Here is an 8,111-nt window from a genome sequence, read left to right as displayed (position 1 = left end):
GTCTTCTTCATCTTCTCGATGTCGAGGCGGCGCACGGGCCAGGGGCCCTTGGTCATCTCGGAGCCGAGGAAGAAGTTCCGCCACACCGGCATCAGGGGGACGACGGCGAGGTCCTGGTAGACCGTGGCGATGCCCTTGTCGAGGGCCTCGCGGGGGGTGGAGAACCGCACGGGTGCGCCGTCGACGAGGAACTCGCCCTCGGTGTGCTGGTGCAGACCCGAGATGATCTTGATGAGGGTCGACTTGCCGGCGCCGTTGTCGCCGAGCACGCAGGTGACCTGGCTGGGGAACACCTTCAGATCGACGCCGTGCAGCGCACGGATATTGCCGTACGACTTGCCCGCCGCTCGCAGTTCGACGACCGGGGCGTCCTTGTCGGGGGCCTTGTCTTCGAGGATGGCGCCGTGGGTGCCGGTTTCTTTGCTGGTCATTCGGGTCACCTCCGGGTCGCCGTGCGCTGGACCCACAGATTGATGAGGACGGCGCCGAGGAGCATCACGCCGAGGAACGCCTTGAACCAGTCCGGGTTCCAGCCGGCGTAGACGATGCCCTGCTGGACCATGCCGAACATGAACGCGCCGAAGACCGGGCCGATCGCGGAACCCGCACCGCCGGTCAGCAGACAGCCGCCGATGACGGCCGCGGCGATGTAGATGAGCTCCTGGCCCACGCCCTCGCCCGACTGCACGGYGTYGATCTGAAGGTGTTCCCCAGCCAGGTCACCTGCGTGCTCGGCGACAACGGCGCCGGCAAGTCGACCCTCATCAAGATCATCTCGGGTCTGCACCAGCACACCGAGGGCGAGTTCCTCAACCAGGCGCCGAAGCCGACCAGCATGAACAGCGAGATCTTGGTGAAGGTCACCGGGACACCGACCGCCCGCGCGGACTGCTGGTTGCCGCCGACCGCGAAGATCCAGTTGCCGTACTTCGTACGCAGCAGCACCCACGTCGCGATGGCGGCGAAGACCAGCCACCACACCACGGTGATCTTCACGTTGACCCCGCCGACGTCGAAGGACGACGCGAAGACCGCCTTGGCCTGCTCGAAGCCGTCCATGTCGCTGATGTCGTCGGTCGCGACGTTGCCGGTGACCAGCTTGGTCACCGCCAGGTTCACGCCCTGGAGGATCAGGAACGTACCGAGCGTGATCAGGAAGCTCGGCAGCCCGGTCCTCACCAGCATCCAGCCGTTGAACAGACCGACCGCCAGCGACACCGCGAGGGCGACGAGCACGCCCACCCACACGTTCATGCTCAGCTGGTACGCGGTCATGCTGGCCGTCAGTGCGGAGGCGATCACCGCGACACCGGCGGACAGGTCGAACTCGCCGCCGATCATCAGCAGCGCGACCGGCAGGGCCATGATCCCGATGGTCGACGACTGGTACAGCACGTTGGCCATCGAGCTGCCGTCGCGCACCGGGGGCGCGGCGACGAGGAAGAACACGAACACCGCGACGGCGCCGAGGAAGACGCCCACCTCGGGTCGGGCCAGAAGCTGCAGCGCCAGAGGTCGCTGCCGGGTCCGCCCGTCGGATTCCTTGCCGGGGCCGGAGGCCGGCGGTGTGGTCACCGCCGGCGCAGCCTGTTGGGTCATGCTCATCACCGGGTGCCCTTCGCGGCGAACGTGCCGATCGTCTCGACGTTCGTCTTGTCGACGAAGGCCGGACCGGTCAGGATCGGCGCCTCACCGCCGCCGCTGTAGTTGCCGTTGTTCTTGTAGAGCCACAGGGAGTCGACCGCCAGATAGCCCTGGAGGTAGGGCTGCTGGTCGACGGCGAACTCGATCGAGCCGTCCTTGATGGCCGCGATGAGTTCCTTGTTCAGGTCGAAGGTGGCGATCTTCGCCTTGCTGCCCGTCTCGTCGACCGACTGGGCGGCCGTCAGCGCGATCGGGGCGCCGAGCGTGACCACCTGGTCGATGGAGGAGTCCTGCTTGAGCTTGGCGGTGATCGTCGACTTCACGGACGGCATGTCGGCGCCGTTGACGTAGAGCTTGTCGGTCTTGCCCTCGAAGCCCTTCTCCACGCCGGCGCAGCGCTGCTCCAGGTTGATGGCGCCCTGGACCTGGATCACGCACAGGGCGTGCTTGGCGCCGGTGGAGTTGAGCTTGGTGCCGAGCGCCTCACCGGAGATGGCCTCGTCCTGGCCGAAGAAGGACAGCAGGCCCTGCTTCTGCCAGTCGGACATGCCGGCGTTGAAGCCGACGACCGGGATCCCGGCCTTGACCGCCTTGGCGACCACGTCCTTCATGGCGTCCGGCTTGGCGAGGGTGACGGCGATGCCGTCGACCTTCTGGTCGATCGCGTTCTGGACCAGGTTGGCCTGGTCGGCGGCGGTCTCGTCGTTGGAGTAGATCAGCTTGACGTTGTCCTTGGCGGCCGCGACCTCGGCGCCCTTGCGGATGGTGTCCCAGAACGTGTCGCCGGAGGGGGCGTGGGTGACCATCGCGATGGTCATACGGGGCGTGGTGGCCTTGCCCGCGGACACGCCGCTGTCGGCGTCCTCGGCCTTCTTGCCGCCTGAGCTGCTGGAACAGCCGGCGAGGACCAGCGTGGCCGCGGCGGCCACGGCCACGGCGGGGGCGAGTCTGCGGGAGCGGGGGAGGAACGTACGGCTCATGGTGCGTGCACCTCACTGTGCGATGGGGCGTGGATCCGGCGGACGCCGTCCGGCGTGAACGGGAACAGACTTTGTCGGTACAACCGAATGTTTTAAAGCGCTTTAAGTTCTGGTACTATCAAGCCGGTTTCATCGATGTGTCAAGGGTGTTGCGCCAGGAGATTCGGCGGGGAGGTCCACGTGGGTGACGTCGAGTCCGGGCGTCAGCGCAGCGGCGCGCACAAGCGCCCCAGGCTGGAGGACGTGGCCGCCCGCGTGGGCCTGTCGACCGCGTCCGTGTCCCTCGTGCTGCGCGGCGTGCCGGGCCCCAGCGAACGCACCCGGCAACGGGTCCTGAAGGCCGCCGCTGACCTCGGCTACCAGGTGGACCGCACCGCCAGCATGCTCGCCAGCAGACGCACGCGGCTCCTCGGCGTCATGGTCGACATCCACAGCCCCTTCCACGCCGAACTGGTCGAGCACCTGCACATGGCCGCCGAGGAGSYSGGCTACGACCTCGTCCTGAGCACCCAGACCCGCACCCGCGACGAGCACACCGCCGTCGAGACGCTGCTGGCCTTCCGCAGCGAGGCCCTGATCCTGCTCGGCCCGACCGCCCCCGCCGACACCCTCGCCGCCCTGGACCGCAAGGCCCCCGTCATCGTCGTCGGCCGCCGTATCGCCGACGGGGAGCTGGACGTCGTACGCACCGCCGACGACGAAGGGGTCGGCCAGATCGTCGACCACCTGGTCGGCCTCGGTCATCGCGAGATCGTCTACGTCGACGGCGGCAAGGGCGTGATCGCCACGGACCGGCGCCGTGGATACCGCACCGCCATGCGCCGGCACGGCCTCGACGTGCACATCAGGGTCCTGCGCGGAGACAACACCGAGGAGGCCGGCGAACGAGCAGCACGTCAGCTCCTCGACTCGGGTGACCTCCCCACCGCCGTCGTCGCCTACAACGACCAGTGCGCCATCGGCGTCCTCGCCGCCCTCCAGCGGGCCGGTGTAGCCGTCCCGGGCGAAGTGTCCGTGGCCGGCTACGACGACGACACGCTGTCCCGGCTGAGCTGCTTCAACCTGACCACGGTCAGTCAGGGCGCCCGGGAGCAGGCCCGCTATGCGGTCGCCGCCGCAGTGGAGCGCCTGGATCAGGATCGGGTCGAGCCCCGCGAGGTGGTCCTCACCCCGGAGCTCGTGGTGCGGGGGACGATCGCCGGGCCACGCTGATCCGCGGTCGCCTGTTCACCGTTCTAGTCGCCGGTTCACCGTTCCAGCGGCTTGTGCGCCGTCTCGGGGGAGCCCCCTTTCTGCCGCTGTTACTTGCCTACGGCGTCCGGGATCGGGCCGTACACCGCGTAGGGATTGGTGAAGGCTGCATCGACCGTTCGATGGTGAGCGTCGATTCGTCCTCCTGCCGGCCCCGGCCCCGCAAGCACGCTGCCGGGGCCGGCAGGAGACCGCCGCGGGTGCCAGGCCCTCTAGAGCGCGCTGAGTGCCTGCATCGCATCGCGTTCGATGCGCGAGAGCTCGTGAAGGAGGGAGCCGGCCTCCACGAGGTTCTTCGCGTCGCCGGATTCGCCTGCTGTCGCAATGAGTGCGGCGACCTCTGTCCAGAGGGTGGCGGCCTCGGTATACAGGCTGTGGCCGGTGCGCAGGTGGCTGCTGTCGGTCAGCTGGGCACACTCGGCGAGGAAGTCCCGGTAGAGATTGCGGAACAGGGCACCGCCGGTGCCGGCCTTCTCCATGAGGACGGCGGCCCGTGGCAGGTCCTCCCGCGGATTGTCGCTGCGCTGCAGCCACTTTGGCACTTGCTTCGCCGTCTTCTCGATGCCCCGGTGGCCCAGGTTCGCGATGGGCGGGTTCAGGAAGGCCTCGGCGCAGGTCTTGATCGCGGGGATGATCCGGTCCTGCGGTGACGTCAGGTCGCTGGGCGCTGTGACGGTGAAGGAGCGGTGCTTGGCGGTCATGGGGCCGCGCTCGGCTCTGGCCCTGGCCAGGCCGGCGAGGCTGGTCGAGACGGCTCCGCCCTGCGGGTCGGTGTCCACCAGGTAGGCGTCCTGTTCGTCGTAGCCGTACATGGCCACGATGTGCCCGCCGAAGTGCACCTTGGTGCTGAAGTAGTCCAGGTGGTAGCTGTCGAGCTGAAGGCCGACCGGCTGACCGGCGTCGATGGGCGCCGCCACGTTCTGCCAGGCCTTGCGCGCGGAGGTGGTCTCCCCGACCAGCAGCTCCAGCCCGAGTACGGCGGCCAGGTTCCTGGTGAGCTCGAACGGCTTGACCCGGCCTCCCAGGAAGGGAAAACCCATGCCTTTGCTGTCCCAGTCGATGAAGGACAGCCCGGAGCCGAGCCCGAACAGCATGGGCTCGGACAAGTCGAGTCCCTCATGCCGCAGCAGCACGCCGAGCGCCGTGGTCTCGCAGTGCTGCATACCGCGGATATCGACGCCTCTCACCATGATCATTGCGCTCATTCCCCGCCTTCACCAGACGACGACATGAGAATCGCCGAAGCCGTACCGGATTTCACCGTGCCCGTTCCCACGCCCGCACAGCGTTAGCATCGGTCCCCGTGATCGTATGGCTCAACGGCACCCACGGCGCAGGCAAGACGACGACCAGTGCACTCGTGCAGCAACTGATCCCGGATTCACGGGTGTTCGACGCCGAGAAGGTCGGCGAGACACTCATGGACATCACGCCGGGGCTGCCCGGGACGGACAACTTCCAGCACTGGCCGCCGTGGCGGCCGCTCGTCGTCGAGACCGCTCGCCACGTACTCGACTACACCGGCGGCATTCTGGTGATGCCCATGACCGTCCTGGTCGAGCAGTACTGGCGCGAGATCAGCACGGGCCTCGCTCACCATGCCATCCCGGTACGGCACTTCGTCCTCCACGCCGACCAGGACACCCTCCGAGGGCGCATCGAGGGAGACAGTCTTCTTGGCCCCTCCCCTTTCCGCCTCAAATACCTCGAGCCCTACGCCGAGGCGGCCCGCACCTGGCTGCACGACGAGGCCGAGGTCATCGACACCACTCACCTCACGCCCGCCCAGGCCGCCCTGCTGATCGCAGAGGCCGTCAAGAGTTGAGGTCCACCCCGGGGAACCGGCCCCGCCGCTGGGGCGTGATGTGGACGTCGGTCCACGGCGAGGCTGCCCGTCCCGTGCGGCCCGGCCCGGCGGAACGGTCAGGCGGCGCGGCCCAGCACCACGGGGCCGGCGGATGCCGCGGCGCGGGCCGCGGTCGCGTGCACGGGACGGGCGGCGCGGACGGTGGCCGCGACCTGCGAGCGGCTCCGCGCGAAGACAACGACGCGCAGCACCGCGAACCGCGCGACACCGGCGAGTGCGGAGGCGGACAGGTAGACGACCTGCTCGAGCGCCGCACCGGGTGCCGCCATCAGTTGCCGCAGGACAAGCATCGCCACGGAGGTCACCGCATACGCGGCCGCCGCGGAACCGGCCGACTGCGCATGCTGGCGCCAGGTCGCGCGCGGGCCTGCGCCGAAGGTGAAGCGGGCATGCAACTCGGTGGCGAGGAGCGTGGAAGCCGCGGTGATCAGAGCGTTGGCCAGGCCCCAGTAGATCCAGGAGGCGAGGGCCGCCACGGCGAAGCTGGAGGCGAGCCCCACTCCGCCGCCGAAGAGGACGAAGCGGGCGAAGGCGGTGAAGGTGCCGGGTGCCGACTGCTGCTGACTCTGCGCTGTCTCCATGCTCCGACCCCCTTGATCGCTCGCTCTTGTGTGCCGTGACGGTCTGATGGCATTCACCGGGGCATTCCGACAGGCGGCCCCTGATGCGGGAGGAGACGGTGCGTCAACTCGTCACGGGGTGAGCCGCACGCGGATGCCCAGCGTGCTGTCCTTTCCCCGGAGGCGGCTCTCGAGGATCATGAGGCGGCCGACGATGCCGTACTTGCGGGCGATGAGTTTGCGGTAGCGGGCGCCGGTGGCAGCGTCGGTGATCTCGGCGGTGGCCGGGACCGGGTCGCCCGTCGGGTTGCCGCGCAGGTCGCAGGGGCCGACGAGGATGTCGCCGCGGGCCCGGATCCGCTTGACCTTCCAGGAATCGGCCGGGGTCCGCACACCCAGCGTGTCTCCGTCGCGTACCACCCACACCGGGGTGGCGACCGGGGTGCCGCTCTTGCGGAAGCTGGTGACCAGCATGTACTTGCCGGCGCCGAGCAGCTCCAACAGCGTGTCGTCCATGATGCGTTCGTGTTCCTTGTTCTTGCGTTCGAGGTCGTTGGCCACGTGGCCGGCGTACTGCGATGCCGGCTCGCGCATGGGGATGCCTTCTTCCGAGGAGAGGGCGGGGCGGCGGCGCGTGTGAGGTTGCGAGGTGGGATCGCCTGCCGCCGCCGGGTCCGCCAGGGATGGTTCAGCTCAGCGGGACGTCGAGGACGGCCTTGCGGTGGCTGAACGTCTCGATGGAGTAGCGGCCGTGGTAGTTGCCCATGCCGCTTTCGCCGACACCGCCGAAGGGAAGCGTCGGCACGGCGAGGTGGCGCATCGGCAGGCCGAAGTTGAGGCCGCCCGAGGAGGTCTCGGCGGCGAGGCGGCGCTTGGTGGTGTTGTTCTCGGTGAAGGCGTACAGGGCGAGCGGCTTGTCGCGGTCGTTGATGAACGCGATCGCCTCGTCCAGGTCCGCCACGGTCAGGATCGGCAGGATGGGGCCGAAGATCTCCTCCTGCATCACGGGCTCGTCGGGCCGGACGTCGGCCAGCACGGTCGGGGCGATGTACGTGTCCGCGCGGTCGGTCTGCCCGCCGGTGACGGTGTGGCCGGAGCCCAACAGAGCGGACAGCCGGTCGAAGTGCCGCTCGTTGATGATCCGTCCGTAGGTGTCGGAGGTCTGCGGGTCCTCACCGAACAGCCCCTTGATCGCGACGACCAGGGCGGCCTGCAGTTCGGTCGCGGTGTCCGGGTCGGTCAGGACGTAGTCGGGGGCGACGCAGGTCTGTCCGGCGTTGGCGAACTTCGTCTGTGCCAGGCGCTGCGCGACCGTGGTGACGTCGGCGTTCCGGTCCACGAACACCGGTGACTTGCCGCCGAGTTCGAGGGCGACGGGGGTGAGGTTCTTCGCGGCGGCGGTCATCACGATGCGGCCGACGGTGCCGTTGCCGGTGTAGAAGATGTGGTCGAAGTGCTGCTCCAGCAGCACGGTGGTCTCCGGCGCGCCGCCCTCGACGACCGCGGTCGCGTCGGTGTCGAGATACGCGGGCAGCAGCTCGGCCAGCAGTGCCGAGGTGTGGGCGGCGTATTCGGCGGGCTTGATGACGACCGCGGTCGTCGAGGGCGGCGCGCCGGAGACCACCGTGCTGCTGGAGCAGCACTTCGACCACATCTTCTACACCGGCAACGGCACCGTCGGCCGCATCGTGATGACCGCCGCCGCGAAGAACCTCACCCCCGTCGCCCTCGAACTCGGCGGCAAGTCACCGGTGTTCGTGGACCGGAACGCCGACGTCACCACGGTCGCGCAGCGCCTGGCACAGACGA

8 protein-coding genes and 4 pseudogenes are annotated in these 8,111 nt (G+C 68.8%); 4 read left to right on the top strand and 8 right to left on the bottom strand.

The features are described 5' to 3' along the window. Nucleotides 1–431, bottom strand: a 431-nt coding sequence (locus EAO75_RS32865; protein WP_147998812.1) for an ATP-binding cassette domain-containing protein, incomplete at its 3' end; no start/stop codon positions are given. Between the two features lie 5 nt (nucleotides 432–436). Further along, nucleotides 437–694, bottom strand: a pseudogene (locus EAO75_RS47735) (ABC transporter permease subunit); the annotation flags it as partial. On the opposite strand from EAO75_RS47735, the pseudogene EAO75_RS47730 reads away from it, so the two are divergent. Then, nucleotides 683–815 (top strand): annotated as a pseudogene (locus EAO75_RS47730) (ATP-binding cassette domain-containing protein); the annotation flags it as partial. The pseudogenes EAO75_RS47735 and EAO75_RS47730 overlap by 12 nt on opposite strands. Here EAO75_RS47730 and EAO75_RS32860 read toward each other — a convergent pair. After that, nucleotides 811–1,605: pseudogene (locus EAO75_RS32860) on the bottom strand (ABC transporter permease); the annotation flags it as partial. The pseudogenes EAO75_RS47730 and EAO75_RS32860 overlap by 5 nt on opposite strands. Further along, nucleotides 1,605–2,624 (bottom strand): sugar ABC transporter substrate-binding protein, encoded by a 1,020-nt coding sequence (locus tag EAO75_RS32855; protein WP_147998811.1) that lies wholly within the window; start codon nucleotides 2,622–2,624, stop codon nucleotides 1,605–1,607. The gene EAO75_RS32855 and the pseudogene EAO75_RS32860, both read right to left, overlap by 1 nt. Before the next feature lie 180 nt (nucleotides 2,625–2,804). Here EAO75_RS32855 and EAO75_RS32850 point away from each other — a divergent pair, with 180 nt between their 5' ends. Continuing rightward, the gene (locus EAO75_RS32850; protein ID WP_261989515.1) at nucleotides 2,805–3,836 is read left to right on the top strand and encodes a LacI family DNA-binding transcriptional regulator; all 1,032 of its coding nucleotides are present in this window, start codon (nucleotides 2,805–2,807) and stop codon (nucleotides 3,834–3,836) included. 251 nt (nucleotides 3,837–4,087) lie between these two features. On the opposite strand, the gene EAO75_RS32845 is transcribed toward EAO75_RS32850, so the two are convergent. Next, entirely contained in the window at nucleotides 4,088–5,071 is a 984-nt protein-coding gene (locus EAO75_RS32845; protein ID WP_147998819.1) for a BtrH N-terminal domain-containing protein, read from the bottom strand. Nucleotides 5,072–5,178: 107 nt separating this feature from the next. Here EAO75_RS32845 and EAO75_RS32840 point away from each other — a divergent pair, with 107 nt between their 5' ends. Further along, a complete protein-coding gene (locus tag EAO75_RS32840) occupies nucleotides 5,179–5,700 on the top strand; it encodes an ATP-binding protein (RefSeq protein ID WP_147998809.1) in 522 nt (173 codons plus the stop codon). A gap of 98 nt (nucleotides 5,701–5,798) precedes the next feature. Here the strand turns inward: EAO75_RS32840 and EAO75_RS32835 are convergent, their stop codons facing one another. The 3 genes and pseudogenes from EAO75_RS32835 to EAO75_RS32825 form a co-directional block, all read right to left on the bottom strand. After that, nucleotides 5,799–6,323, bottom strand: coding sequence for a hypothetical protein (locus EAO75_RS32835; RefSeq protein WP_147998808.1), 525 nt, complete (start codon nucleotides 6,321–6,323; stop codon nucleotides 5,799–5,801). Between the two features lie 111 nt (nucleotides 6,324–6,434). Continuing rightward, on the bottom strand, nucleotides 6,435–6,818 hold the full coding sequence (locus EAO75_RS32830) for a PPOX class F420-dependent oxidoreductase (protein WP_147998818.1): 384 nt from the start codon (nucleotides 6,816–6,818) through the stop codon (nucleotides 6,435–6,437). A gap of 172 nt (nucleotides 6,819–6,990) precedes the next feature. After that, nucleotides 6,991–7,899, bottom strand: a pseudogene (locus EAO75_RS32825) (aldehyde dehydrogenase family protein); the annotation flags it as partial. Here EAO75_RS32825 and EAO75_RS32820 point away from each other — a divergent pair. Then, on the top strand, nucleotides 7,886–8,111 hold a 226-nt coding region (locus tag EAO75_RS32820; protein WP_261989514.1), incomplete at its 3' end, for an aldehyde dehydrogenase family protein. The pseudogene EAO75_RS32825 and the gene EAO75_RS32820 overlap by 14 nt on opposite strands.

Source organism: Streptomyces sp. UW30 (genome assembly GCF_008042075.1).
Classification (GTDB): domain Bacteria; phylum Actinomycetota; class Actinomycetes; order Streptomycetales; family Streptomycetaceae; genus Streptomyces.
This window is presented reverse-complemented; position numbering and strand designations above follow the sequence as displayed.